The following is a 24,336-nucleotide window of genomic DNA, read 5'->3' on the forward strand; positions in this document are numbered from 1 at the left end:
CGTAACTCCGATGCCTTGATATTCCCTTCGTACCCAGCGCGTCGTACCCTTGATTCACAGCAGCGTTTTGTGGCCCAGCCCGCAGGTCGTCGGGCCGCCCAAGGCAGAAATTCGAGGTCCCGATCATGAAATCGCTGTCATACTCTCTCGCCTCCGGCTTCGCGGCAGTTTTGCTCTTGGCCGGATGCACGGCAGCCCCGGGCGCGGACGATCAGCCCACCAACACGACCGGTTCTTCGGACAGCAACGCTGGCATCGACTCGGCCGGTACCGCAGCCGACAGTTCCGGCGGGGATAGCAACTCAAGCAACCCAGACGGCGCAGTCACCGCAGACGAAATTCTCGAGTACGTGTCCAACACCGAGTGGTCGTTCTCTCACAACGGTCTCAGCGACCCCGTCACCATCACGATCGAAAACAGCGCCGGCACCGGCGAATACGGCCAGACCTACAGCCTCGGTGACCCAGTCGAGGGGGATGCGAATGGTGACAGTATTCCGGATCTCGCGATCCCGATCAGCGAGCTCGACGGCAATGGCTTCCACGAGCTCTGGTACATCTGGCTCGGCTCCGACAACGCGGACACAGTCGCCGAGCAGGTGCCATTCCCAATCGGCGTTACGAGCCGGTGCGGTCACGTCGTGAACTCAGTCACTGCATCCAACCAAGGTTTCACCGTGGATGAGAATCTCCGCACGATCTACGACCAAAGCCTCGATTGCGCGACTGCGGGCAGCTCGCACCAGATTCGAGAAATCGCGGTGTCCGAACTGGACGGCGCATGGTTTCCGATGCAGGTCTCCCCGAGCCCCGCGTGGGGCGGATTCCGTCCGCCTTCACTGTGGGGTGATTCCGACGCGGTCTCAACAGAGGTGGAATTACTGTCTGCACCCACCGATTCCGCGCCGGTATCCGCCAGCCTCGGCGAAGAACTCGTACTCTTCCCCGTCGCCGACAGCTCCCGATTCGACTCGATGGGCTACGAAATCATCGGCTACCGCAGCAGCGTGACCGGCGAGGTCGATTCGAGCGACACCACCCCGCTCCTTAACTGCGCATTCCACCGCCGCTAGGTATTGCAAATAGCGCTCACCATTGCCGGTACTTCGGCAATGGTGAGCGCTAGTGGCAATGGGCGCAGAACGCTAGGGCTGCAGTCCAGCAACCGCCGGGCGGAACCCGAGTCGCACGTTCTCACAGCATCCGGGTCGGCACACGTCGTACCAGGGCCCGAGATCGGTGCGAGCCGGGCGATCTTCCTTCGACGTGCCATTAACGCGCTCGAGGATGAGGTCCACGAGTCCCGAAACATATTCGGGGTGGATGCCCGGGGTCGGGGTGCGGCGGAAGGCCAGCTTCGCGTCTGCCGCCGAGACCTTGGCCTCGTTATCGAGGTCCCAAAGGACCTCCATGTGGTCTGAGACGAACCCGACCGGCACAACGATGATCGCGCGGCGTCCCTTCGCGGGGAGTTCTTCGATCACGTCGTTGATGTCCGGCTCAAGCCAGGGCTGGCTGGGCGGACCCGAACGCGACTGGAACACGAGCTGCCAGTTGAGCTGTTCGAGGCCGTCGCCACGCTCCTTGAGCTGGGCGAGCACATCCTGCACCACGACCTCGCTCACGGCCAGGTGCTGCGCGAAGTACGCGCCGCCCTCACCGAAGTTACGGTCCTCAGGGCCAGAACGATTGGCGTCGTCAGTCGGCACGGAGTGCGTCGTGAAGAGCACCTCAACGTCGGTTGCGAGATCGAGGCTCGGATCTTCCCGCTTGAGGTCGTCAAGAGCATCCCGAACACCATCAACAAACGGCGTCACAAAACCGGGGTGATCGAAGAACTGACGAACCTTATCGATTTCGACCTCACCCTGCAGGTTGAGGTCCTCAAGGAGGTCCGCGAAGTCTTCGCGGTACTGACGGCAAGACGAGTAGGAAGAGTATGCGCTGGTCGCGAGCGCGATGATTTTCTTCGCACCGTTTTCGTGCGCGTCGCGCACCGCGTCGTTCATGTACGGCAGCCAGTTGCGGTTACCCCAGTACACCGGCAGGTCGACGCCCCGCTTTCCGAGTTCTGCTTCGATTGCCTTCTTCAGCGCCAGGTTCTGGTCGTTGATCGGGCTCTTTCCACCGTTTTCGCGGTAGTGCACGGCGACTTCTTCGAGTCGTTCATCGGGGATGCCGCGGCCCCCAGTCACGTTCCGCAGAAACGGAATAACGTCATCTTGCCCGTTCGGGCCGCCGAAGGATGCGAGCAGAATTGCGTCGTACTGCACCGGTTCGGACACCCAAGGGGCGCCGTCGCGGGCCGCTTCGGTGGCAGCCGAAACCAGCGCACCCGGGGCGAGCGGCGCATCCTTCGCCGGAGCAGGCTTGCGGCCGATGTTTTCTGCCGCCATTAGCTGGGATCCTGCACGTAACGAAGTGCAACCGGTACTTCCGCCTCGGGGATGCGGCGGCCGGTGTAGAAGGGAAGTTCCTCGCGCACGTGGCGGCGGGCTTCAGTGTAGCGAAGGTCGCGCATCATGTCGAGAATCGTGATGAGTTCGTCGTCTTCGAAGGAGAGCATCCACTCGTAGTCGCTGATGCCGAAGGCCGCGATGGTGTTCGCGAGTACCGACTTGAATGCGGCGCCGCGGATGCCGTGGTCGCGCAGCATGACTGAGCGCTCTTCCTCGGGCAGCAGGTACCACTCGTAGGAGCGGACGAAGGGGTAGATTGTGATCCACTTCTTCGGTGCGTGGCCGAGCATGTATGCGGGCGCGTGGCGCGGGTTGAATTCGGCGGCGGCGTGCACGCCCATGACCTGCCACGACACCTCGAGTGACTCGAACAGTTCGGTCGAACGGATGCGGCGGATGGCTGCCTGAATCGCCTCCGGGTCTTCGCCGTGGGTCCAGACGAGCAGGTCGCCGTCCTGACGGAAACCGTTGAGGTCGTAAATGCCGCGGAGGGTTACGCCCGAGGGCTCGAGCTTCGCGGTGGCTGCCTCAAGCTCTGCGACTGCGGCTTCGAGATCAGCCGGAGCTGCCGTTCCCGGCAGGCGGCGAAATACCGAATAGTTTGCATACTGCGTGAGCTGGCTGGGCGCCTGGGCCTCAGCGGCTCCTCCATGAGGATTCGACATGACTCCATCTTAGGCGGGCGGATGCTGAGCCCTAAGTCAGTGCATCCGAGTCAAGTAATCCCCTACGCCCCAATCGTGAAGTACAGAATCGAGTAGCTCAGGATCCCGCCCACGAGGCTCAACAGCACATTGCTGCGCCACAAGTGCAGCAACACCGTCACGACGATCCCCACGAGCGGCGCGACCCAGTCGTAGCCGGCCAGCGAGGTATCGCGCACCGTGTACGCGGTCAGAATCACCATCACCCCAACCGGCAGCAGCGCACCAATATCGCGCACGATCTCGTTGTCGTCGAACCAGCGGCGCAACACGAGCGGCGCCGCCCGCATCGCAAAGGTAAGTGCCCAGATCACGAGCATGAGCAGGATCGAGTGCCAAAGGTTCACGCGGCGGCTCGCTTTCTCCGCACCAGCACCATCGCAACCACGAGCACGAAGTAGGCCGTCAGCGCCACCAGCAGCATTGCATCCTTCGCGAACATAATCGCCAAGATGCCGATGATGGCGGATGCGCCAAACAGGCCCCATTCGCGGCTCACCTTGGCGGCGTTGATCGCGAGGATCGCGAAGAGCGCCGTCATCGCGAAGCCCATGAAGGACAGGTCAAACGGTAGCAGGGTCGCAAAGACGGCACCGAGAGTGCTGCCGGTCACCCAATAGGACTGGCTCGCGATTGAGATGGCGAGGATGCGTGGCCCGGTGAGCTTTTCGCGTTCAATTCCCGAGCACACGGCATACACCTCATCGGTGAGGGCGTGGATGCAGTACAGCCTCGCGAAGGTGTTTCGGACGCGTTCCAGCGGCACGCTGAGGCCGTAGAAGATGTGACGCGAGTTGACGAAGAGCGTGGTGGTCGCGGCCTGGGTCAGGGGTGCGCCGCCGACGAGCATCCCGGCCGCAAGAAACTCCATCGAGCCGGCGTAGATCACCAGCGCCGTGATTGTGACCCACCACCACGGCAGGCCAACTGAAACCGCGAACAGTCCATAAGAGATCCCGAGCGGGAGGTAGCCGAGAGCGACCGGAATCGTGTCCCGCAGCCCCTGCCGGAAGTCGCCGGGCGACGCGGTTGGGGCTACTCCAGTCATGCTGTCCATTGTGCCCCAGATCAAGGCATTGTCTGCACAAACGAAGGCGCCTTAGCTGCAGCGATTGCTGCAGCTAAGGCGCCCTCATAAGTGACTAGCGAACTAGCCTGCCAGTGGCTTAGACCGCGACGACGTGCGATGCACTACTTCCTGATTCCGGTCGATTACTCGGCCTGCTTCCGTTCCTCCGGTGGAATCGTTTGGACACCTTCGGTGACGGGGACGTGCCCGACACCAGCAGACGTGTCGTCAGCGATTTCATCGCGGATGGTGCGCACCGATTCGGTGTCGGCACCGGATGCGCGCAGTTCGTGGACGAGCTGCTCGAGTTCGGCGCCACCGGCCATCAGCCCGGTGAGCTCTTCCAGCGTGATGTCTTCCTTCTCGTGGTAGCCGATGCTCTGGCCGCGCTTGAGGAGCAGGAATCGGTCCCCGACCGGGTAGGCGTGGTGCGGGTTGTGCGAAATGAAGATCACGCCGAGGCCGCGGTCGCGCGCCTGCACGATGTACTTCAGCACAACGCCCGACTGCTTCACACCGAGTGCTGCCGTGGGCTCATCGAGGATGAGCACCTTGGCACCGAAGTACACGGCGCGAGCGATCGCAACACACTGCCGCTCACCACCCGAGAGTGTCCCGATGGGTTGGTCGACATCGCGCAGGTCGATACCCATATCGAGCAGTTCCTGCTTCGCGGTCTTCTTCATGAAGTCGACGTCGAGGCGCCGGAATGGCCCGAAGCCCCTGGTCTTCTCCGACCCCAAGAAGAAGTTTCGCCACACCGGCATGAGTGGCGCGACCGCGAGGTCCTGGTAGACCGTGGCAATACCGTGATCGAGCGCCTGCCGCGGTGAGTCGAATTTCACCGGCTTACCTTCGACGAGGTATTCGCCGTCGGTGTTTTGGTGCAGCCCCGCAATGATCTTAATCAGCGTCGATTTTCCGGCACCGTTGTCGCCGAGCACGCACATCACTTCACCGGCGGCAACCTTCAGGCTGACGTCGCGGAGCGCGATGATATTGCCGTAGCGCTTGCCGGCGTCCCGGAGTTCGACAAGCGGAGTGTCTGTGGCCGTGGTGGTGGTCATTTCTTCCCTCCCTTACCTGCTCTGCGTTGCAGCGTGAAGTTGAGCACGGTTGCTGCGAGCAGCATCGCGCCGAGGAAGAACTTCAGCCAGTCCGGGTTCCACTGCGCGTAGACGACACCCTTGAGTGCCATACCGTAAATAAGTGCACCGATCGCGCCACCGATGGCGCTTCCGTAGCCACCGGTCATGAGGCAGCCACCGACCACCGCGGCGATGATGTAGAGGAACTCGTTACCGACACCCTCACCCGACTGCACGGTGCGGAAGGCGAAGAGCTGGTGCATACCGAGCAACCAGGCGCAGAAGCTCACGCCCATGTAGAGGCCGATCTTGGTACGTACCACGGGCACACCGACCGCACGGGCTGCATCCGGTGCGCCACCGGCGGCGAATATCCAGTTACCCGCGCGGGTGCGCGAGAGAATCCAGGTCGCGATCAGCACGAGCGCGATCCAGTAGAAGACGGTGATCTTCACATTGACTCCGAAGATCGGAATTTCTGAGGCGAAGATCGCGGCGGCGGACTCGAACCCAGCTGCTGGAGCGATGCTCGGCGTGGCCACACCACCGGTGATGATACGGGTAAGGCCGAGGTTCAAACCGGCCAACATGAAGAAGGTCGCCAGGGTCACGATGAAGCTTGCGAGCTTCGACTTCGTGAGTAGCCAACCGTTGAGTAGGCCGATTGCGAGCGAGATGGCGAGGGATGCGAACACACCCAGCCAGACATTCGAACCGAACCAGTAGATGGTGAGGGCACCGGCAAGACCCGCGGTCGTGACGCCGACACCGGCGGACAGGTCCACCTCGCCACCGATCATGAGCAGTGACACGCCCACGGCCATGATGCCGACCGTGGATGCACCGTACAGCGTGGTGGCGATTGACTCGGGTTGGGTGAACTGGGGGGCAACTACGGCGAACATCACTGCGAGGACAATCGCAGCCGCGGTGGCTCCCGCCTCCGGCTTCGTGAAGGCTCTCACGAAGAGGGAGGCGGAAGCGACCCGCTCATCGCCTGACTTGGTAGCGACTTGAGCAGTCATGAATCAGGTTCCTTAGCTGGTGAGCAGTAGGGAAGCGGTCTAACGCGTACCGTTTTCGACGTACGTGCTGAGCGTCTCTGCCATATCTGGGGTGACAATGGTCGGGCCGGTAAGCACCGACTTGCCACCACCAATAACGTTGGCGTTATTGACGGAGAGCCATACCGAGTCCACGGCGAGATAGCCTTGAAGGTAGGGTTGCTGGTCAACGGCAAACTCGAGGTCGCCAGATTCAAGACCGGCAACCACATCCGCATTCATATCGAAAGTCGCGAGCTTGGCGCTGCTACCCGATTCGTTAATTGAATCGAGAGCGATCGGTGCCTGTGGGGCCCCAAGTGTCAACACATAGTCAATGGAGTCGTCCGTTTGCAGCTTCGCTGTGATGGTCGACTGGATGTTTGTTGGGTCGGCAGCAGTTACATACACGATTTCCATCTCACCATTGAGCGTCTCAGACACGCCCTTACAGCGGGATTCCAGGCCTACGTGGCCCTGTTCCTGAATCACACAAAGCACATGCTCAGCTCCGAGGTCGTTGAATTTCTCACCTGCAGCTTGACCTGCGACAATCTCATCTTGACCAAAGTGAGCGAGCACACCCATCGCTTCCCAGGCGCTTTCACCAGCATTAATACTGAAGACTGGGATGCCGGCGTCTACCGCCTTCTGAACAGCTGAGGACATTGCTTCCGGCTTTGCGAGGGTGACAATAATTCCATCAACACCTTGGTCAATTGCCTGTTCTACGAGCTGCGACTGTCGAGCCCCGTCCGGGTCCGAACTATAGAGAAGCTCGATGCCATCCTTCGCGGCTGCCGCTTCGGCACCCTTTCGAACGATGTCCCAGAAGGTGTCGCCGGGGGTCGAGTGGGTAATGAGAGCCACTGTCATCGTGGTTTCGACTGAGGTCCCGCCACCCTGTGTCGAGTTGTTCTCACCGGATACGCCTGCGGGACCACCACAGGCAGCGAGTAGCAAGGCTGCTGTAGCGGCTACAGTTGCCAATCCAATGCGCTTTAAGCGCCGAACGCTTTTCAACATGTTTTCACTCCATTGTGTTTCTCGTTGAACACGTGTGAACGACAATATTCACGCGTGCATTTTTGAGGTGTTGTCCTTACAAAACTGCTCGACTGCAAGATTACCTCAAAGTTTGGACCAGTTCGATTGCAAATCTAAGAATCTAGTAACGGAGAACTTCGTTAAGGTTAGGACAGGGAGGCAATCCGGAAGTTCGTACTCCTGCTTCTGGAGTGCACTTTTTGGACCGTTCCAAATTTGACACGTTTACGCATCCCTGTCAACTAGACAAAGTCATCGGTTCCGCCGGGATCCGCTCCATCCGTGGCGTCCCGCGCCACACACACATTCCTACCCCGCAAGGTAAATCCGCGGGATCTCTATGGCGGATACTCCGACACAGTCGAGCTAACGTCATTCAACCGGTGGGAAGTGCTCAACATTTTTACTCCGTTGCAATTGACGTGGAAGAAGCATTGGCCAGACAAGCGGTGTCTGGGATAACTGCGTATGCAGCAAGACTGCCTTCCGTAGAAACCCTTGGGCGTGCTTGGTTGAGTTCTCCGCGAAGGCAGAATTTGCATGCTCCGCAGCTAACGATTGGGTTCTACCACCACGCGGTCACCCAGCACGACGGTGATACCTCGTCGCCGACTTCAGCAGCCTCAGCGATGTAGTCATGGCCGAGGACAACACCGACCTGAGCTGAATGCAGTTGAGGTACTCCGAGTACGTGAAGGTCAGTACCGCAGATGCCGCAGGCTAGTGGCATGAGCATCACGTCATGTGGTCAACGAACCCCGGGGTCGGACATCTCCTTCAGCTAGAGCATTCCGCCGCCGTCGAAGATGACCACCTTTACAGTAGTACTTTCCTTTTTCATAGCGTTCATAGCTGTCAGGCGGGCAGTTCGATACCCAGATACTGGGTGAGATCCGGGCCGCGACGCAGGTGCTGACCACCATCGACACTCACGCTCACTCCCGTCACCCACGAGGCTTCGGAACCGAGGAGGAACCGCACGACCCGCGCAACCTCAATCGGTTCGCCGAAACGGCCGAGCGGAGTCTGAGCCACGTAGTCTCCGGCAAGCTGCTTGTCAGCAACGAGATCTGTCGACATCTCGGTGACGATCAATCCCGGGCGAACAGCATTGACACGGATGCCCCAGGGGCCGAGTTCATCAGCGCTATTCTTGACCAGTGAATCGACGGCCTCCTTGCTCACTGCATAGGCAGATACGTAGCGATGGGTGACCGCGGCGGCGATCGACGAGAAGGCAACGATGCTGCCCGAGCGCTGCTTGGTCATGATACGCGCCGCCTCGCGAATGGCCAGGAATACACCGTGTAGGTTGATGTCGATGACGCGTCGCCAGTCATCGAGCTCAAGTTCTACAATCGGCACTTGCTGGCCGGTGCCAGCGCACGCAATGAGCCCGTCTAAACAACCACCCTCGGCCGCGGCTACCTCAACCGCACGACGAACATCGTGCTCGTTCGTGGTGTCTCCCGCCACGCAACGCACAGTCCCCGGAGTCCCGAGAGCGTCGAGTTCCCGCCTCACTTCTTCGAGCTTCTGATCGTCGCGAGCGAACAGGGTCACGTTCGCGCCATCTTGTAGTAGAAGCTCCGCAGTGGGCACTGCGAGCCCGCCTGAGCCTCCGGTGATAAGAATGTTCTGCCTGTTCATGTCTGCTCCTTCATACAGTCACTGACCGCTCACACGTCGCCGTGGAGTACGATCGTCTTTTCCTCGGTCATCTCCGCGATGGCCGAGCGAATTCCTTCCTTGCCGATACCGCTCCCCTTGGTGCCGCCATACGGCATGAGATCAGCGCGCCATAGGGGCGTCCAGTTCATGTGCAGCACGCCAGCGTTGACACCACGCAAGAACTTGATCCCCTTCGAAAGGTTCTCGGTGAACAAACCGGCCCCGAGACCATAGGTCGTGGAATTGGCAGCAATCAGCGCTTCCTCGAGCGAGGAGACCGACGTGACTGCCACCGCGGGGCCAAACAGCTCATCCTGGCTCAAGGCGTCTGATGAATCCACGTCGGCAACGATCGCGGGTGTCACGGTCGCGCCTGAACGCTCACCACCCGTGATCAACCGAGCGCCGCGTCTTACGCTCTCGCTGATGCTCCGCTCCACGCGCTCAGCCTCGGACTCGCTTACCAACGGGCCGAGCGTAGTTGACACGTCGAGAGGGTTCCCGAGCGTGAGAGCCTCAACCTTCGGCTTCAGCGCGTCCAGGAAGTCAGCGTAGATCTTTTCATGAACGATGGCCCGTTGAACCGAGATGCACACCTGACCAGCATTTGCATAACCGCCGGAGGCAACCGCCACCGCAGCTCGCTCAATATCAGCGTCATCGAGGATGACGGTGGGACAGCTGGCGCCGAGTTCGAGCGACAGCTTCTTCGCCCCCGCGACGCGTGCGATGTGGTTGCCGACTCCGGTGCTTCCTGTGAAGGTGATCTTACGCACACGCTCATCCGCGCAAAGTCGGTCTCCAACGGTGCTCCCGGAGCCCGTGATACAACTAATCGCCTCGGGGTCGAGGCCTGCGTCGAGGAAGACACGGGTGAGCGCGAGGGCTGTGAGCGGCGTATGAGAGGCTGGTTTGAGGATCACCGAGTTTCCAGCCGCGAGTGCGGGAGCGATCTTGTGAAGAACCAGCAGCAGCGGGAAGTTGAATGGTGTGATGGCGACTACAACGCCACATGGTTCGCGCAAAGTGAACCCAAGGCGCTGCTTGCCTGCCCCGGGATGAGCATCGAGTGGAAGACCCTGGCCGTATAACTGAGCACCTTCGAATCCGGCAAGGCGAATCAGATCTCCCGCACGCGAAGCCTCGATGCGCGCTTCCCTGATGGGCTTGCCGAGTTCGAGACTGATCGTTTGCGCAATTTCCTCGACACGTTCGTCGGCAAGTTGTCCAGCACGTTCCATGATCTTCTGACGCTCGGCTCCCGTGGAGTTGAGGAGACGCAGTGCGGCACGATCCGCTGCCGCAAGAGCGCGCTCAATTGCCGAAGCGTCAGCAAGGGGAACTTCATCGACGATGCTCCCGTCGAAGGGATTGATTACGCTCTGGGAGCGATCGGACCCGACCCACTCACCTGCGATGTACATTTTCATCAGTTGTCTCCTGAATTCGTCGTAGTCGTACTAGCGGGTTTCCTTGTTGGTGGGAATGCAGGCAGCCAGTCCGCGTCGCAGATGTCCGGCATCCGATCCGATTGCGATGAGGGTGTATCCAGAATCTGCGAAGGCTTCTGCAGATTCGCGGTCTGATGCGAGCACGGCCGCATCGATACCAGCCTCGGCGGCTGCGGCAGCGACCTCTGCGACTGCCGATCGAAAGCGGGGATGATCCTGCTGTCCGGGGATGCGGAGGTCGTGCGTAAGGTCAGTGGGACCGAGGAAGAGAGCGCCGACTCCGGGAACCTTGGCAATATCGTGCACATGTTCGAGCCCAGCTTCAGTTTCGATCTGCACCACGATGTACGGGGCGTCAGCGAGGTCTGCCACATCTGCATGCCGCAGATTGCCGTAACCACCCGCCCGACTCTGCAGGCTCACCCCTCGTCGACCGACAGGCGGCCAGAAGGCCGCCTGAACAATCGCCTCCGCTTCCGTTACGGAGTTGACTGACGGGAGCATGATCGCGTCGGCGCCGAAATCTAGGGCGCGAGCGATGCGGGCCGGATCGGCCGACTCGACACGAACAAGGGATTGCCCGCCCGCTGCTCGCACAGCCCACAACGTCGGAAGGAGACCAGCCTCGGAACCAGAACCGTGCTCAAGGTCAATCATCACCCAGGATGCGCCCGCGAGGATGCAGACCTCGGCGTTGACTGCGCTGCCGGTGTTGACGAAGACCCCGAAATAGGGGCGCGCATTGAGCTCGCGCTGAAACGGCCCGCGCTCACTCATTCTGCGCCCGGTGCTTCGAACTTGAACAGCGACAGCCCGCCGTCGACAAGCAGCACGGTGCCAGTGATCGCCTGCGCATCTGCCGAAAGCAGATAGGCGACGCCAGCTGCGATGTCGCTGGGCTGCTGTAGATCTCCCAGTGGGATACGACCGTTGACGCGTGCCGCATACTTCGGGTCGTGGTCGAGCGAGTAGCGCGCCATTCCGGAATCGACAATGCCCGGGGCAATGGCATTGATGCGGATGCCATGCGCTGCAAGTTCACGGGCCATCTGCTTGACGAGCTGCTTCACCGCTGCCTTGCTGACGCTGTACGCGGTAATGTCTGGCCACGGGTAGTCCTGCACCCAAGATGAAAAGAACACGATCCTGCCCTCGACACCGCGTTCGACGAAGATCTTGGCTACGGCCTGACCGACGTTAAAAGAGCCATACACGTTGACGTTCATATGCAGCTGGAAATCATCGTGGTCAATCTCCAGAAAGGGCTGTTCCTTCACCACGGCGGCAGATACGACCACTTGGTCGAACTCAGGAATCGCAGCTAACGTCTGCTCAACAGACTCCCGCGAGGTGATATCAGCCTGGACGTAAGGTACGTCGCCGAACTCCTGACGAATGGGCTCCAGCCGCTCGTCGGCTGCTTCCATCGGCAGCGCGTCGACGACCGTGACAGAATGTCCATCACTGAGCAACCGCTTCACAGTGACGCTGCCGATACCACCAGCACCTCCGACGATCAAGGTATGTGCCATGTCTCTACTCCTTATAGTTTTCTTAGCGTTTGAGAGAAATACTCGGGGTCTCGGGGTCAGTAGTAGAACTTCTGCCGCTCATCGCGCACCTGCTCGTATGCCGGAAAGAGTTCAGCTCCGGTGGCGGAATGGGTGACCTCGGAGGGGATTACCTCGTTCCAAACATCCGAGTCCGGAAGTGTGCGCTCACGATCCGTCTCGATGAGGATCACGGTGACGCCGCGGGCATCGCGGGTGTCGACCAGGGCCTGTTCGAATTCCGCGGCGCCACGTACCCGTGTCAGCGTGGCACCGAGTCCCTCGACGACCTTGCCGAGGTCGAGGGAGATGTAATCTTCGGAGAGCCAGCTGTCCCCGCGGTGACGGAACTCGTTGCCAAAGTCGAAGCCGGTGGTAGCGAGCTGAAGGTCACGAATGCACTGGAAACCATGGTTTTCCGATAGCACGATCGTCATGTCGATTCCCTCCTGCACTGCTGTGACGATTTCACTTGGCATCATGAGGAATGTGCCGTCTCCGATAGCAACGGTTATCCGCCCTTCGGGGCGGGCGAAGCGCGCTCCGATCGCCGCTGGGATCTCATACCCCATGCAGGACGTACCCCACTCAATGTGGCAGTCCCGTCCTTCGGTCGCATCCCAGCCGCGCTGTAGGTCACCGGGAGCGGATCCTGCGGCCGCGACCACAAGATCCCCGGAGCGGGCCTGACGCAGCATGGCACCGATGACCTCGGCCTGCGGTGGCACCTCAGCGTCAGTGGGGGAGAAGACGCGCTCACGTTCTTCGCGCCACTCTGCGCGCGTCTCGGCAACTTCACGTCGGTAGCCTTCCGAGCTCGTGAAACGTATCCCTTCCTGGTTGAGCCGCTCAAGGACTGCCCGTGCATCTCCGACGAGGGGCAAACCACCGTTCTTATACGCGTCGTAACGAGAAGTGTTGATGTTGATGAAACGTACTGACGGGTTCCGAAAAACACTGTGCGATCCCGTGATGAAGTCGTTGAGGCGGGTGCCGATGCAAATCACGAGATCAGCATCACGAGCGATGCGCCCTGCTGCCACATTACCGGTAGCACCGAGGCCCCCAAGTGCGAGTTCGTCCTCGACCAAGCTCGAGCCTCGGCCTGCAAAGGTTTCTACGACGGGAATGCCATGGGCATGGGCGAAGTCGTGCAGAGTTTGCTCCGCCTCGGAGTAGCGTAAGCCGCCGCCGGCCACGATGAGAGGGCGCTCGGCCTCGCGCAGCAGAGACACTGCATCCGCAATCGCCTCGGGCGTGGGCGGGGTACGATCCACGCGCCAATGGCGCTCCTCGAAGAAGCTCGCAGGGTATTCGTACGCCAGAGACTGCAGATCCTGAGGCAGCGAGAGTGTGACGGCGCCGGTCTCCCCGGGTGTTGTGAGGACCCGCATGGTTTCAGGCAGTGCGGTCAGCAACTGCTCAGCACGAGAGATGCGATCGAAGTAGCGGCTGATCGGACGGAAGAGGTCGTTGACGCTTAGGTCGCCCGCGAGAGGGTGCTCGAGCTGCTGCAGGACGGGCCCTTGGCGGCGAGTGACGTAGATATCACTCGGGAGAAGGAGTACGGGTAGGCGATTGATGGTCGCCGTCGCCGCGCCTGTGGCCATATTAGTGGACCCCGGTCCGATGGAGGCCGTGCACGCGTAGGTCGACAGGCCCTTGCTCTCCTTGGCGTAGGCCGTTGCAGCGTGGACCATTGACTGCTCGTTCCGCACCTGATGGTAGGTCATCTCATCGCGGAACTCGGCGAGCCCCTGTCCCACGCCAGCGACGTTGCCGTGCCCGAAGATGCCGAAGATGCCAGGAATAGCCCGTCTGGAGACACCGTCACGCTCGGTGTACTGCGCAGCGAGGTACTTGACGACTGCCTGACCGACGGTCAGTCGGATGGTAGGTGTCTGGTGAGTGTTCATGGTTGTTCTTCCTTAACGTTGCTCTAGAGGAATGGCAGCAGTTCGGACGCAGCGAGACGCAGCATTGCGTCTGCACCATCCGCGCTGAATGCCGCGACGTGTGCGGTGGTCAGAATGCGATCGTTTTCGAGGAGGGGGTTGCTTGGACGCACGGGTTCAGACGTGAAAACATCGGTAGCAGCGGCGAGTAGTTGGCCAGATTCGACGGCTGCCCGCAACGCGGCTTCATCGATGATTCCGCCACGTGCGGCATTCACGACAACGGATCCGCGCGGCATCTGCGCGAGTTCCGATTCGCCAATGAGTCCCGTGGTTTCCGGCAGCAGCGGAACATGCACGGTGAGGAACCGGCTCTCAGCGAGTAGGTCATCAAGCGGTACAACACGCACGCCATGGACGGCAGCACCTTCAGGTAGTACGGGATCGTAGGCGAGCAAGGTGCATTCGAATCCAGTGAGTCGCCTTGCCACCGCCTGGCCGATGGCGCCGTATCCGACGATTCCAACAGTCTTGCGGAATAGATCGATACCTTGCTGCGGCGTCCGCCACTGGCCATCGCGAACCGCTCGGTCGTTGGGGAGGATGAGCCGGCCCGCGGCTAGCATCAAAGCAAGGGTGTAGTCCGCCACTGATTCCGCGTTTGCTCCAGGGGTGCTGGAAGCATGGATCCCAAGTTCGGTGGCGGCGCTCACGTCGATGCCATCGATACCTGCGCCGGCCCGCACAATTGCCTTCAGTTCTGGGAGCTGCTCAAGTGTGCTGCGCCGGTATGGTTCGGAACCCGCGATGATCGCTCGGGCTCCCGAAACTGCAGCGAGAACTTCCTCGTCGCTTGAAGTCTTGCCCAAGCCGGGCGCCAAAATGACCTCAGCGTCGGCCTCTTCGAGAACCACGCGGAAACGCTCATCGATAGTTGCGGCGAAGCTGGTAACCACCACCCGAGCCCTGGTACTCACAGCGCACTCGTCCAATCCCCTTGCATGGGGTCGCGCGGTACAAGCGGCTTCAGGAAGTCGATGGCTTTCCTGAGCCCTTCATCAGCCGAAAGTAGAGAGTCCTCGTGTTCGATTGCGAGTACGCCATCGTACCCACTGATACGTAGCTGAGTGATCAGTGCAGTCCAGTACTCACTGCCGGAACCCCAGCCGAGAGTGCGATAGGCCCACGAGCGCTCCGACGTGACACCTAGCGATGTTGTGTCGAGAACGCCGCGCACTCGCAGAATGTGCTGGTTCGCTCTAACGTCTTTCGCATGCACGTTGTAGATCGTGCCTTCCAGGGCGCGGACTGCCTCAAGCGGGTCGATCTGCTGGAACAGGAAATGAGAGGGATCATAGTTCGCCCCAACGACATCACCGATTTCGTTGCGGAGCTTTAGCAGCGTCTCTGGGTTGTAGATCGTGTCGTTCGGGACCATCTCGAAGCAGAGTTTCACTCCCTCGGCCTCCGCATGGGGAGCCGCCTCCTGCCAGTACGGGAAAACACGTTCGTTCCACTGCCACTTAAGTGCTTCGGCCAGCTTCGGAGGGAAGGGGAAGGTAATCCAGTTCGGGTTCTCGTCATTCGGGCCCGCCCCGGGAAGGCCCGCGAGTAGAGATATCCGATCGGTGCCGAGCTTCGGCGCCAAGGCACAGGTTGCGAGGTACTGCTGTCGGTAGTTTTCGGCCACCGTCGGGTCCGGGTCGAGCGGGTTGCCGTGAATCGAGATAGCCGAAAGCGTAAGCTCACGCTCCGCGAACATTTCGCGAACACGTGCGATGCGTCTTTCGTCATTGACGACCTTCAGCGGATCCAGATGCCGGTCGGGCCAGAAGCCTCCTGCGGCTGCGATTTCGACGTGGGTGATACCGAGCGATTTCACCGTATCAAGGGTGTACTCGAGGTCACGGTCAAAGAGCGCCGTGGTGATGATTCCGATTTGCATGAGGATCCTTTGCAGGTGTTTCGAGGAAGTGCCACTAGAAGTGGAGCTGCGTTCTTATTGCTGGTGGTCTAGGTACTCACTTGCATGGCCGGAACCACTAATGAGAGCGGGCAGATCACCGCCGAGGTGGGCCGACAGCTCGGTGGCGATTCCCAGTACCTGCTGACTTCGGTGGGGTACGAGATCTAACGTGAATCGGGATGAAGGCGCGGATATCCCAAGTGCTGCGATGACACCGGTGGCGTCGCAAATTGGCGCAGCGAGGCATCGCAGCTCCAAGCTGTTTTCAAGGGCGTCCTGACTAATGCCAGTGCGACGCACTTCGAGCAGCTTTTCCTGGAGCTGCGCCCGGCTGGTGACGGTGTGGCGCGTGAACGGGACAAAGTGTTCAGGAAGGTATTCCCAGTATTCGTCCTGGAACGCGAGCAGAGCCTTGCCCACTGCCGTGGCATAGAACGGGACGTACTCGCCTGCCCGGGGCTTCGCGATGACGAGGCTTTCACCCCCTTCCTGAAGGACGTGGCTCACGCCATCCCGGGATCCCATGCTCAGGTGCGCGGCTTCTCCGGTGACGTCACGCAGCTTGGCTACATACGGAGCACTGATCTGGATGAGATCCGAGTCGTGCAGCAGACGCTCGGAGAGCGTCGTCAGCTTCAAAGTAGCGCGATATAAGGGTTGTCCATGATCGTTGCCGACCACCCCGACGTACTGGAGTTGCACCAGAGCCTCGAGCATTCGCTTGACCGTTCGGGGATGCACCTCGAGTCCTTCGGCCAGTGAAACGACTGAATGAGTTTGCTGCGCGAGCATCTCAAGGGCTCCGATAGTCCTCGCCACATGACCCGACTCGGCCGGGGTACGGTTCATTTCTCCATTCCAATCGAATCGAGTTCGACCCGGCGCCCATCCTGGTGCGCGCGCTCGGCCGCTTCGATCAGCCGTAGCGTCCGTACTCCATCGGCACTCGTCGGCAACTGAGCGATGGCTGTCGATGGGTCTTCCCCGCAGAGATGTCTCAGGACACCATGGAAGAACTCGCGATAGAGGACAGCGAATGCCATGACATAGCCCTCGGGGTGCCCAGCGGGGACGCGAGTGGCCAATCGAGCTTCATCAGAGAGGTTGCTCGATCCGCGGGTGAGCAACTGCGCACCCGCGTCGGGATGCAAGACCCAGAGCTGCTCCGGACTCTCCTGACACCAGCGGAGGGATGCCTCCGAGCCGTAGACCCGCAGCTGAAGGCCGTGTTCCTGGCCCGCAGCGACGTAGCTGGACCAGAGTCGGCCGACAGCACCGCCGTTATAACGCACATTAAGGTAGGCGTTGTCGTACACCTCACGACCCGGGGCGACCATCTGCAGATCCGCGCTAACAGACTCCACATGCTGCCCGGTGACGAATTCGCTCAGGTGATGCAGGTGGGAACCGAGTTCACCGAGCACAACCGCCTTTCCCATCGGCCCTGGACGGAAATGCCAGTGCTTTGGTTGATCTGGTTCGGGTTCCCGCAGTAGTGCTCCCACGCCGACGCCGTACTCGCCTTCCACGAGAGTGATTTCGCCAAGCGCACCTGATGCGACGAGTTGTCTTGCGTGACGAACCATGGGGTAACCGCTGTAGCAGTGATTTACCGCGAACACCGCATCAGCCTGGGCCGCGGCCTCTTCGACGCGTTTTGCCTCGGTCAAATTTGATGCGAGCGGCTTCTCGCAGAAGACGCTAATGCCAGCTTCTAGGAACGCGAGCGTCGGCTCGGCATGCACCTGGGGCGGGGTCGCGATGACGACGGCATCGATGCCGTCTTCGCGATTGCGTTCGCTCTCCAGCATGATCCGCCAGTCAGTGTAACGTCGGCTGGGTTCGATGAGTTGGGATGCAGCGGAGCTCTCTGCGACGGCGGGATCGATACTCATGGCGCCAGCTACAAGATCCGCCAATCCGTCGACGCGGTGAGTGAGTAGATGGATACTGCCGATTACAGAGTCAGAGCCGCCACCGACGATGCCGAGCCGCACACGGCGACCGAGACGAGTCAAAAGTTCTTGGGAAAGCTGTTCAAATGTCTTCATGGGACCCTCCTGAGATCGCTGTTCTCCGACGCGTGTTCGGATGGGCCGTTTTGCCAGTATTCGGCCGGAGGCGCTGAGCGCTTTAAGGTGCGCTTTTCGTACCCCATCCCGGCTGGTGCTGAGACGAGTTCCATCTGCTGCCCCCAGGGTGTGAGAAAGTAGCAGAAGGCAAGACCCGCGGGGTCGGTATCGCCCGTGTTGAGGTTTGGCCCGTCTTGCAGTACGACTCCGGGCACGGTGCGAAGGTATTCCACAGCAACCTCAATGTCGTCGACGTAGATTCCAAGGTGGCTACCTCCGAAGTCGCTATTCTTGGGCAGCTGCTTCACCTGATCGGGAGCACTGTATTCGAAGAGTTCGAGGTTGAGTGTAGGACCCATTCGTAGGAACGCGATCCGGGCAATGGCTTCTGGGTGTACGTTGAGCTGCCGACGCATCATGTCACCGTCATTCCCATAAGGGCCGAATTCCCATACCACCTGGCAGCCCAGATAGTTGGTGAAGAACGCCACCGCCTCCTCAAGGTCCGGCACGGTGAGACCAATGTGATCGACACTACGCGCCGTGGGGATGCTTGTCCCAGCATGCGATGTTTCCATGGTTGCCTTCCATTTGACTTCCTTGTCAGGGTGTCTATCCCATTCAAATGATGATGACTAAAAAGTTCTACAAAGGGACATTTTTGTCACTGAGCCTCGTTCTGAACTCAGCGCGCAGACCAGCCAACTTGAGCTTGAGCCTTCCCGCCCTGGATCGTAGAAGGATTCTCGGCTCTACTTTCGTCACTTCACCATTCCAGCGGGTGGGCATTCCTGACCCAATCGCCGCAGACACGTAGGGCTTCTAACTGGCGGGATAAACCCTTGCCTCAACTAAACCCTCAGCAAACCCATGTGGACTGCCATTGTTGACACCCTTTTTGTTCAGGGTGTTTCACTGACCACCTGAAATCGCCCCAAGTTGGGAATAGACCACTTGCGAATGAAAACGTTGCCCAGACCCACTCGGCTGGTTCGGCACTCCCGAGGAGATCGCAAAAGTGGCGCGATTCTTGCTAAGCAAAGATGCGTTCTGGGTAATGGGAATGAGTGTCAGTGTTGATGACGGACGTCATCTTCGCCGAGGAGCGGACCGCACCCGGTTCGTGGGAATCAGGTCTACTGAGAGGGCCGAATAAGGATTCGCCTAGCAAGAACTACCCATCCTACGGCTCAATCTCACGCTCGCAATCTATGATGTGTCAACAATTGCCAGGACAACATGACAAATTTGGGCAACCCGCCAATCTCGCCAAAGGAGCTGAGTTGAAAATCGGAATCATCGGCACGGGCATCATGGGAACCTTCCATGCGCAGTGCCTGCACGAATCAATATCGGGAGCGACGGTATCCGCAATCGCAGATCCGAATCTCACTCGCGGCCGCGAGGTGGCCGACGCGGTGGGTGCGATCGCGCTAGCTGATCCGCTGGAATTGATCCAGCATCCGGATGTCGATGCCGTACTGATCGCCTCCCCCGATGCCTTCCGCGCGGCTCAGACACTCGCCTGCGTTGAGGCAGGAAAGCCCGCGCTGTGTGAGAAGCCGCTGTCCTATTCCGTGGCCGAAGCGGAACAGGTTGTAAAGGCGCACCGGGAAGCCACCGACGGCGGTGTGCCGCTGGTCTACCAGGGGTTCATGCGACGATTTGACCCGGGCTACGTTGCGCAGAAGGGCGCCATAAGCTCTGGCGAATACGGAAAAGCGCTGATGGTGCACTCGATCGGTCGAGGCGTGACCTCCGGCCCGGGTGCCACCGATGAGTCGGTCATCTTCAACTCGGCAATTCACGACCTGGACATCGTGCCGTGGCTGCTCGACTCGCCGGTAACCTCCGTCAGCTGGCTGGCACCGGAGAACTCGAGTTCGAATACCGATCTGCACGAGCCCTTCCTCATGCTGCTGCGGACCGCTGACGGTGGCCTCTCAACCGTGGAGATCTACCTCAACGCTCGGTACGGCTATGACATGCGCTCCGAAGTGGTCTGCGAAAACGGCGTGATCTCGATTACCGAGCCGCACCGGGTCGCGATCTCGAGTGAACTTGCCACCAAGACAGCGATTCCGGATGACTTCCGGCCGCGATTCGCCGACGCGTACCGGCTCGAGCTTCAAGAGTGGGTGGATGCGCTCAACGAAGGCCGAGCCGCGACCCTCGCCACCGTCGAGGACGGTGCCGTGGCCACGCGAGTCGCCGCCGCAGCCGTCGCGTCGATGCAACAGCACGGCGCATTTATCAACGTGAAGGACGTCAAATGACCGAACGCAACCTGCCCACCCCGCAAGTGCCGGAGCCACACAGCGCACCCGTCAAGCGCTGGGCCATTCTCGGGACCGGCTGGATTGCCAGCCAATTTGTCCAGGCGCTGCAGGCCCACACGAACCAGCAGGTCGTCGCCGTCGGGTCTCGCAATCTCGCGCGGGCCGAGGAATTTGCAGCCAAGCACGGCATCGCGCAGGCCTTTGGTTCATACGAAGAGCTCGTCGAAGCGGATGTGGATGTGGTCTACGTCGCCACCGGTCACCTCGATCATTTTGAGCACGCGAAACTGGCAATCGAAGCGGGCAAACCGGTGCTCGTCGAGAAACCAATCACCCCGCGACTCAACGACACCCAGGAGCTGGTCGAGCTCGCACGCGAACGCGGGGTCTTCCTGATGGAGGCGGTTTGGACCCTCGCGCTGCCGAAGTTTTCGGTGGTCAGGCAGATCCTTGAGCAGGGACTGCTCGGTGAAATCGAGGAGGTCTCCGCGAATCTCGGCGAGCGCCTCGTAGATCACCATCGCGCGATGGATCCCGCCCAGGGCGGCGGCGCGATGAACGACATCGGCACCTACGTGATGATGTTTGCGAACGAAATGATCCCAGGCCTCAAGGTCATCGCCGCACACGGCCAGCGTCATCCCGAGCACGGGTCGATCGGTCAATTCCACGCGCTCCTCACGGACGCGGACGACCGGATTGCCACGGTGAGCGCATCCATGCTCGCGGACACACCGACCACGGCTTACGTTGCCGGCACAGAGGCCACGCTTGTGCTTGACCACATTTTTTATCAGCCCGGTCCCCTCACGGTGCGTTTCCACGACACCGGCGAGGAACTTCGCTATACCGAGCCCGCGGTCGCGCATACCGCGCTGTTTTGGGAAGCGCTCGAAGTCGCTCGCTGCCTCGACGAGGGCTTGACCGAATCGCCATTGCGTCCGCTCGATCAGACGATTGCCTCCATCTCGCTGATGGAAAGTGCGCGCGAACTCATGGGCGACCCGTTGCCCTAGCGACTCGTGTTGAGTGTGGAACGCCGCACCACCAGCTTCGGTGGCACGAGGTGTTCGGTACCCGCCGGCGGCGGTTCGTCAGCAGCTAACCAGGATGCGGCGATCCGGCCAATTTCTGCGGCTTCCGTGTCAACCGTGGTCAGGCCGATGGCTTCGATTCCCGCGAGAAAGGTGTTGTCGTAGCCGGCAATCGCGATATCTTCCGGTACCCGCAAGCCCGCAGTTCGCGCGGCACTCATCGCGCCCAAGGCAACAAGGTCGTTAACGCAACTCACTGCGGTGGTGTCGGGAGCTTCGGTAAGCAGCTGCGCAAAAGCATCCCGACCACTCTCCTCCGTAAATTCGGCCGGAATGACCCGGGCCTCGGACTCGAGCCCCGCATCCCGCATGGCCTTCTCATATGCAGCCGCGCGCCTGCGCGCCGCCGGCCCGCCCGCCCCGCCGAGATGAGCAATCTTGGAGTGGCCTTGCTCAACGAAATGCGAGATGAGTTGCTGCATGCCTATTTCGTTGTCGGTACGCACCGAGAGGGCTCGGGGGAATTCTTCGATGGATGCGGCGGCCACCACGATCGGGACGTCCGGCCGCACCTCGCGGAGGATGGAGATGTCCGGGATCACACCGACGACGAGATATCCGGCAGCATTGAGGTCTTCGAAGGATTGGACGATTCGGAGATCAGCCCGATAGCTGCCATCACGGTTGGGCATCACGGCGCTCGACATCAGGCTATAGCGGCCCACCGAATCGAGTTCGGCACGTGCCGCCTCCACGATGGTCGAGAACACCGGGTTGTGCAGGTTCGCAACCAGGATGCCGGTGAAGCTGCTCGCGTAGGCAGACAGCGAGCTCGCCACCCAGTTGCGTCGAAACCCGAGCGTTTCGGCGGCTTGGAAGATACGTTCGCGTCGTTCCGGACTGACTTTCTCTGGCTTTCGGTATGCGAGCGAGACCAGCGCGTGCGAAACGCCCGCAACCTCCGCGACATCGCGCATCGTCGGCCGTTTTGATGTCCCTGTGCTCATTATTTGACCCTATAGCGTTGTAGATCGATGAACGTGTGACCCGCGACCGTCCGTTGGCGGTCGCGGGTCACACCCACTATTCCCGTTCAAGCTCTATGTGTCGTGGCTGCCTCCTCCCTTTCACCACTGGAATCAGCGGCGTCGGCTGTTCCGCTCCGAGGGAAGGAAGATCGCACCGGTGGAGATGTCTTCCTCAAGCTTCTCGAGCGAGCGACCCTTGGTTTCCGGTACCTGCGTGGCAATGAAGATTGTGGACAGTACGCCCAACACCGCAAAGACGAAGAAGGTACTTGAAATTCCGATTCCCGCGACGAGCGAGGGGAAGGAGAGGCTGAGTGCGGCGTTGGTGAGCCACATGCACAGCACCGAAAGGCCAATCGCGAAACCACGAATCTTGAGCGGGAAGATCTCGGCCAGCATGACCCACACCGTGAGCCCCAGCGTGGCCTGCATGCAGGCGACAAAGAGTACGACGAGTACGAGAATGACGTAGGCGCGCATCATGCCTTCCGGCAGCACCAGCGAGAACACTCCGACGAGTAGGTGCATCGTGGTGATCCCGATGAATCCTCCGACCAGGAGTTTGCGGCGCGGGATGATCGTGATGAGCTTCAGGCCGACCAGCATCGCGCTGACCGAGACGACACCGTTTGCAACGTTCGCGATGAGTGCCGCGTTGGCTTCGAACCCTGCCTCGATAAGCAGCTGCGAGCCGTAGTACATGATCGAGTTGATACCCGTGAGCTGCTGTGCCACTGCAAGTCCGATGCCGACGAACACAATGCGACGAATCCACGGTGTCTTGAGCGATGCCCAGCTGCCGAGTTTGCTCTGCTCTTCCTGCTTTGCGAGCGCTCGAACTTCGTCCATTTCCGCGACCGCTCGCGCCTCCGGGCGCACCTGTCGCAGTACTGCGAGGGCTTCTTCGGTGCGACCCTTGGAGAGCAACCAACGTGGGCTTTCGGGCATCCGCAACATGCCGAAGAACAGAACAATTGCGGGCAGCGCAGCGACCGACAGCATGATGCGCCAGACGCCTTCCAGATCAGACAGCACATTGCCGATGATCGCGTTCACGAGGAAGGCCGCGAACTGACCGAACACGATCATGACTTCGTTGAAGCCGGTGAGTGCGCCGCGGCGTTCAGTGGGTGAAATTTCTGCGAGGAACACCGGCACCGTCACGGATGCACCACCAACGGCAAGCCCGAGGAAGAAGCGGGCCACCACCATGACCTCGAAGTTCGGGGCGACGACACAGCCGAGTGCCGAGAAGAAGAACAGCACTGCCAGCCAGATGATCATGCGGCGGCGTCCATACGCATCCGAGAGTCGCCCACCGACCATCGCGCCTGCCGCAGCACCGATCAGCAAGGAGCTGGTGACGACACCTTCGGTCAGTGGCGTGAGCCCGAGGTCATGCTTCATTGGCTCGAGCGCCCCGTTGATGACTCCGGTGTCGTAGCCAAAGAGCAGCCCACCGAACGTGGCGATGACCGCGACAATCCCGAGTCGCCGGGAGTGTGGTCCGGGGGTGAGTGGCGGCAGCGTGCTGCCCTCGTTACCTTCTGATGTTCCGCGCGATCCCGGACTTTGGTCCGTGAATGCGTTTGAGTTGTGTCCAGCCATAATGACCCTTTCAACAGATCCATTGGCCTTTGTGGGCGGGGCTACTGTTTGCCCTTGCGCACCGACGCTGGTACGCGAATCGCACTGCCCGAGGAAGGCCATTTGTGCCTCTTAGCGCGAACCTCTTGCGCTTAAGATTAGACCGCTCTAATTCAGCCTGTCAATAGGTTTATTAAATAATTAGAGCGGTCTAATCAGATCCTCAAGTGTCCCCCGCACGGGCACTCGAGTCGCCCGCCAGGGAACTAGTGTCGCGTTTCTGAAGTTCGTTGAGGGTTGGCTTTCGCGAGTACCTGTTCCGGAGTTTTCGTCCACACGAATGGGTGCTTGCGATCGTTCCAGCCAGTAATGAATTGACGGATCTTTGCATTC

Annotated in this window: 23 protein-coding genes and 1 pseudogene; 4 read left to right on the forward strand and 20 right to left on the reverse strand. The window is 60.4% G+C overall.

Going from position 1 to position 24,336, the window contains the following annotated elements:
- Positions 1-125 precede the first annotated feature (125 nt).
- The gene (locus F8O05_RS10795) at positions 126-1,073 is read left to right on the forward strand and encodes a hypothetical protein (protein WP_158052755.1); all 948 of its coding nucleotides are present in this window, start codon (positions 126-128) and stop codon (positions 1,071-1,073) included.
- 72 nt (positions 1,074-1,145) lie between these two features.
- On the opposite strand, the gene F8O05_RS10800 is transcribed toward F8O05_RS10795, so the two are convergent.
- From F8O05_RS10800 to F8O05_RS10885, 18 genes are all read right to left on the reverse strand, one after another.
- Entirely contained in the window at positions 1,146-2,396 is a 1,251-nt protein-coding gene (locus F8O05_RS10800) for a ferrochelatase (RefSeq protein ID WP_158052756.1), read from the reverse strand.
- Entirely contained in the window at positions 2,396-3,124 is a 729-nt protein-coding gene (hemQ, locus tag F8O05_RS10805) for a hydrogen peroxide-dependent heme synthase (RefSeq protein WP_158052757.1), read from the reverse strand. The genes F8O05_RS10800 and hemQ overlap by 1 nt, the downstream gene beginning before the upstream one ends.
- 62 nt (positions 3,125-3,186) lie before the next feature.
- Positions 3,187-3,510: a branched-chain amino acid transporter permease gene (locus F8O05_RS10810; protein WP_192497141.1), complete on the reverse strand. Its 324-nt coding sequence runs from the start codon at positions 3,508-3,510 to the stop codon at positions 3,187-3,189.
- Positions 3,507-4,211, reverse strand: a complete 705-nt coding sequence (locus F8O05_RS10815) for an AzlC family ABC transporter permease (protein ID WP_192497142.1) — start codon at positions 4,209-4,211, stop codon at positions 3,507-3,509. Before F8O05_RS10815 ends, F8O05_RS10810 begins: the two co-directional genes overlap by 4 nt.
- A gap of 164 nt (positions 4,212-4,375) precedes the next feature.
- The gene (locus tag F8O05_RS10820; RefSeq protein WP_158052760.1) at positions 4,376-5,299 is read right to left on the reverse strand and encodes an ATP-binding cassette domain-containing protein; all 924 of its coding nucleotides are present in this window, start codon (positions 5,297-5,299) and stop codon (positions 4,376-4,378) included.
- Positions 5,296-6,345: an ABC transporter permease gene (locus F8O05_RS10825; protein ID WP_158052761.1), complete on the reverse strand. Its 1,050-nt coding sequence runs from the start codon at positions 6,343-6,345 to the stop codon at positions 5,296-5,298. Before F8O05_RS10825 ends, F8O05_RS10820 begins: the two co-directional genes overlap by 4 nt.
- A gap of 39 nt (positions 6,346-6,384) precedes the next feature.
- Entirely contained in the window at positions 6,385-7,353 is a 969-nt protein-coding gene (locus F8O05_RS10830; RefSeq protein WP_225735856.1) for a sugar ABC transporter substrate-binding protein, read from the reverse strand.
- 622 nt (positions 7,354-7,975) lie between these two features.
- Positions 7,976-8,146 carry an alcohol dehydrogenase catalytic domain-containing protein gene (locus F8O05_RS15315; RefSeq protein ID WP_158052763.1) on the reverse strand — a complete coding sequence of 57 codons (171 nt, stop codon included), beginning with the start codon at positions 8,144-8,146 and terminating at the stop codon, positions 7,976-7,978.
- Positions 8,147-8,265: 119 nt separating this feature from the next.
- Positions 8,266-9,060, reverse strand: coding sequence for an SDR family NAD(P)-dependent oxidoreductase (locus tag F8O05_RS10840; protein WP_158052764.1), 795 nt, complete (start codon positions 9,058-9,060; stop codon positions 8,266-8,268).
- A 29-nt stretch (positions 9,061-9,089) separates the two neighbouring features.
- Positions 9,090-10,511 carry an aldehyde dehydrogenase family protein gene (locus F8O05_RS10845; protein ID WP_158052765.1) on the reverse strand — a complete coding sequence of 474 codons (1,422 nt, stop codon included), beginning with the start codon at positions 10,509-10,511 and terminating at the stop codon, positions 9,090-9,092.
- Between the two features lie 30 nt (positions 10,512-10,541).
- Complete coding sequence (locus F8O05_RS10850) at positions 10,542-11,309, reverse strand: HpcH/HpaI aldolase family protein (RefSeq protein WP_158052766.1); 768 nt, start codon at positions 11,307-11,309, stop codon at positions 10,542-10,544.
- A complete protein-coding gene (locus tag F8O05_RS10855; RefSeq protein ID WP_158052767.1) occupies positions 11,306-12,064 on the reverse strand; it encodes an SDR family NAD(P)-dependent oxidoreductase in 759 nt (252 codons plus the stop codon). The genes F8O05_RS10850 and F8O05_RS10855 overlap by 4 nt, the downstream gene beginning before the upstream one ends.
- A 56-nt stretch (positions 12,065-12,120) precedes the next feature.
- Positions 12,121-13,998 (reverse strand): 3D-(3,5/4)-trihydroxycyclohexane-1,2-dione acylhydrolase (decyclizing), encoded by a 1,878-nt coding sequence (gene iolD, locus F8O05_RS10860; protein WP_158052768.1) that lies wholly within the window; start codon positions 13,996-13,998, stop codon positions 12,121-12,123.
- 23 nt (positions 13,999-14,021) lie between these two features.
- Positions 14,022-14,933 carry a phosphoglycerate dehydrogenase gene (locus F8O05_RS10865; RefSeq protein WP_192497143.1) on the reverse strand — a complete coding sequence of 304 codons (912 nt, stop codon included), beginning with the start codon at positions 14,931-14,933 and terminating at the stop codon, positions 14,022-14,024.
- A 17-nt stretch (positions 14,934-14,950) separates the two neighbouring features.
- The gene (locus F8O05_RS10870; protein WP_158052770.1) at positions 14,951-15,922 is read right to left on the reverse strand and encodes a sugar phosphate isomerase/epimerase family protein; all 972 of its coding nucleotides are present in this window, start codon (positions 15,920-15,922) and stop codon (positions 14,951-14,953) included.
- A 54-nt stretch (positions 15,923-15,976) separates the two neighbouring features.
- Positions 15,977-16,792: an IclR family transcriptional regulator gene (locus tag F8O05_RS10875; RefSeq protein WP_158052771.1), complete on the reverse strand. Its 816-nt coding sequence runs from the start codon at positions 16,790-16,792 to the stop codon at positions 15,977-15,979.
- On the reverse strand, positions 16,789-17,994 hold the full coding sequence (locus F8O05_RS10880; protein ID WP_158052772.1) for a Gfo/Idh/MocA family protein: 1,206 nt from the start codon (positions 17,992-17,994) through the stop codon (positions 16,789-16,791). The genes F8O05_RS10875 and F8O05_RS10880 overlap by 4 nt, the downstream gene beginning before the upstream one ends.
- Positions 17,991-18,593, reverse strand: coding sequence for a VOC family protein (locus F8O05_RS10885; protein WP_158052773.1), 603 nt, complete (start codon positions 18,591-18,593; stop codon positions 17,991-17,993). Before F8O05_RS10885 ends, F8O05_RS10880 begins: the two co-directional genes overlap by 4 nt.
- A gap of 413 nt (positions 18,594-19,006) precedes the next feature.
- Here F8O05_RS10885 and F8O05_RS10890 point away from each other — a divergent pair.
- The 3 genes and pseudogenes from F8O05_RS10890 to F8O05_RS10900 form a co-directional block, all read left to right on the forward strand.
- Positions 19,007-19,171: pseudogene (locus tag F8O05_RS10890) on the forward strand (hypothetical protein); the annotation flags it as partial.
- 127 nt (positions 19,172-19,298) lie between these two features.
- Positions 19,299-20,291 carry a Gfo/Idh/MocA family protein gene (locus F8O05_RS10895; RefSeq protein ID WP_192497144.1) on the forward strand — a complete coding sequence of 331 codons (993 nt, stop codon included), beginning with the start codon at positions 19,299-19,301 and terminating at the stop codon, positions 20,289-20,291.
- Positions 20,288-21,310, forward strand: a complete 1,023-nt coding sequence (locus tag F8O05_RS10900) for a Gfo/Idh/MocA family protein (protein ID WP_158052774.1) — start codon at positions 20,288-20,290, stop codon at positions 21,308-21,310. The genes F8O05_RS10895 and F8O05_RS10900 overlap by 4 nt, the downstream gene beginning before the upstream one ends.
- Here F8O05_RS10900 and F8O05_RS10905 read toward each other — a convergent pair.
- Both F8O05_RS10905 and F8O05_RS10910 read right to left on the reverse strand, forming a co-directional pair.
- Positions 21,307-22,335, reverse strand: a complete 1,029-nt coding sequence (locus F8O05_RS10905) for a LacI family DNA-binding transcriptional regulator (protein ID WP_158052775.1) — start codon at positions 22,333-22,335, stop codon at positions 21,307-21,309. The two genes, F8O05_RS10900 and F8O05_RS10905, sit on opposite strands and share 4 nt — an antisense overlap.
- A gap of 132 nt (positions 22,336-22,467) precedes the next feature.
- Positions 22,468-23,964: a sugar porter family MFS transporter gene (locus tag F8O05_RS10910; protein WP_158052776.1), complete on the reverse strand. Its 1,497-nt coding sequence runs from the start codon at positions 23,962-23,964 to the stop codon at positions 22,468-22,470.
- Positions 23,965-24,336 lie beyond the last annotated feature (372 nt).

Source organism: Gulosibacter chungangensis, from assembly GCF_008831155.1.
Lineage (GTDB): Bacteria > Actinomycetota > Actinomycetes > Actinomycetales > Microbacteriaceae > Gulosibacter > Gulosibacter chungangensis.

Coding starts and splice junctions, on each gene's coding strand:
- F8O05_RS10795 (WP_158052755.1), top strand. CDS start 126: ATGAAATCGCTGTCATACTCTCTCGCCTCCGGCTTCGCGGCAGTTTTG.
- F8O05_RS10800 (WP_158052756.1), bottom strand. CDS start 2,396: ATGGCGGCAGAAAACATCGGCCGCAAGCCTGCTCCGGCGAAGGATGCG.
- hemQ (WP_158052757.1), bottom strand. CDS start 3,124: ATGTCGAATCCTCATGGAGGAGCCGCTGAGGCCCAGGCGCCCAGCCAG.
- F8O05_RS10815 (WP_192497142.1), bottom strand. CDS start 4,211: ATGACTGGAGTAGCCCCAACCGCGTCGCCCGGCGACTTCCGGCAGGGG.
- F8O05_RS10820 (WP_158052760.1), bottom strand. CDS start 5,299: ATGACCACCACCACGGCCACAGACACTCCGCTTGTCGAACTCCGGGAC.
- F8O05_RS10825 (WP_158052761.1), bottom strand. CDS start 6,345: ATGACTGCTCAAGTCGCTACCAAGTCAGGCGATGAGCGGGTCGCTTCC.
- F8O05_RS15315 (WP_158052763.1), bottom strand. CDS start 8,146: ATGCTCATGCCACTAGCCTGCGGCATCTGCGGTACTGACCTTCACGTA.
- F8O05_RS10840 (WP_158052764.1), bottom strand. CDS start 9,060: ATGAACAGGCAGAACATTCTTATCACCGGAGGCTCAGGCGGGCTCGCA.
- F8O05_RS10845 (WP_158052765.1), bottom strand. CDS start 10,511: ATGAAAATGTACATCGCAGGTGAGTGGGTCGGGTCCGATCGCTCCCAG.
- F8O05_RS10850 (WP_158052766.1), bottom strand. CDS start 11,309: ATGAGTGAGCGCGGGCCGTTTCAGCGCGAGCTCAATGCGCGCCCCTAT.
- F8O05_RS10855 (WP_158052767.1), bottom strand. CDS start 12,064: ATGGCACATACCTTGATCGTCGGAGGTGCTGGTGGTATCGGCAGCGTC.
- iolD (WP_158052768.1), bottom strand. CDS start 13,998: ATGAACACTCACCAGACACCTACCATCCGACTGACCGTCGGTCAGGCA.
- F8O05_RS10870 (WP_158052770.1), bottom strand. CDS start 15,922: ATGCAAATCGGAATCATCACCACGGCGCTCTTTGACCGTGACCTCGAG.
- F8O05_RS10875 (WP_158052771.1), bottom strand. CDS start 16,792: ATGAACCGTACCCCGGCCGAGTCGGGTCATGTGGCGAGGACTATCGGA.
- F8O05_RS10880 (WP_158052772.1), bottom strand. CDS start 17,994: ATGAAGACATTTGAACAGCTTTCCCAAGAACTTTTGACTCGTCTCGGT.
- F8O05_RS10885 (WP_158052773.1), bottom strand. CDS start 18,593: ATGGAAACATCGCATGCTGGGACAAGCATCCCCACGGCGCGTAGTGTC.
- F8O05_RS10900 (WP_158052774.1), top strand. CDS start 20,288: ATGACCGAACGCAACCTGCCCACCCCGCAAGTGCCGGAGCCACACAGC.
- F8O05_RS10905 (WP_158052775.1), bottom strand. CDS start 22,335: ATGAGCACAGGGACATCAAAACGGCCGACGATGCGCGATGTCGCGGAG.
- F8O05_RS10910 (WP_158052776.1), bottom strand. CDS start 23,964: ATGGCTGGACACAACTCAAACGCATTCACGGACCAAAGTCCGGGATCG.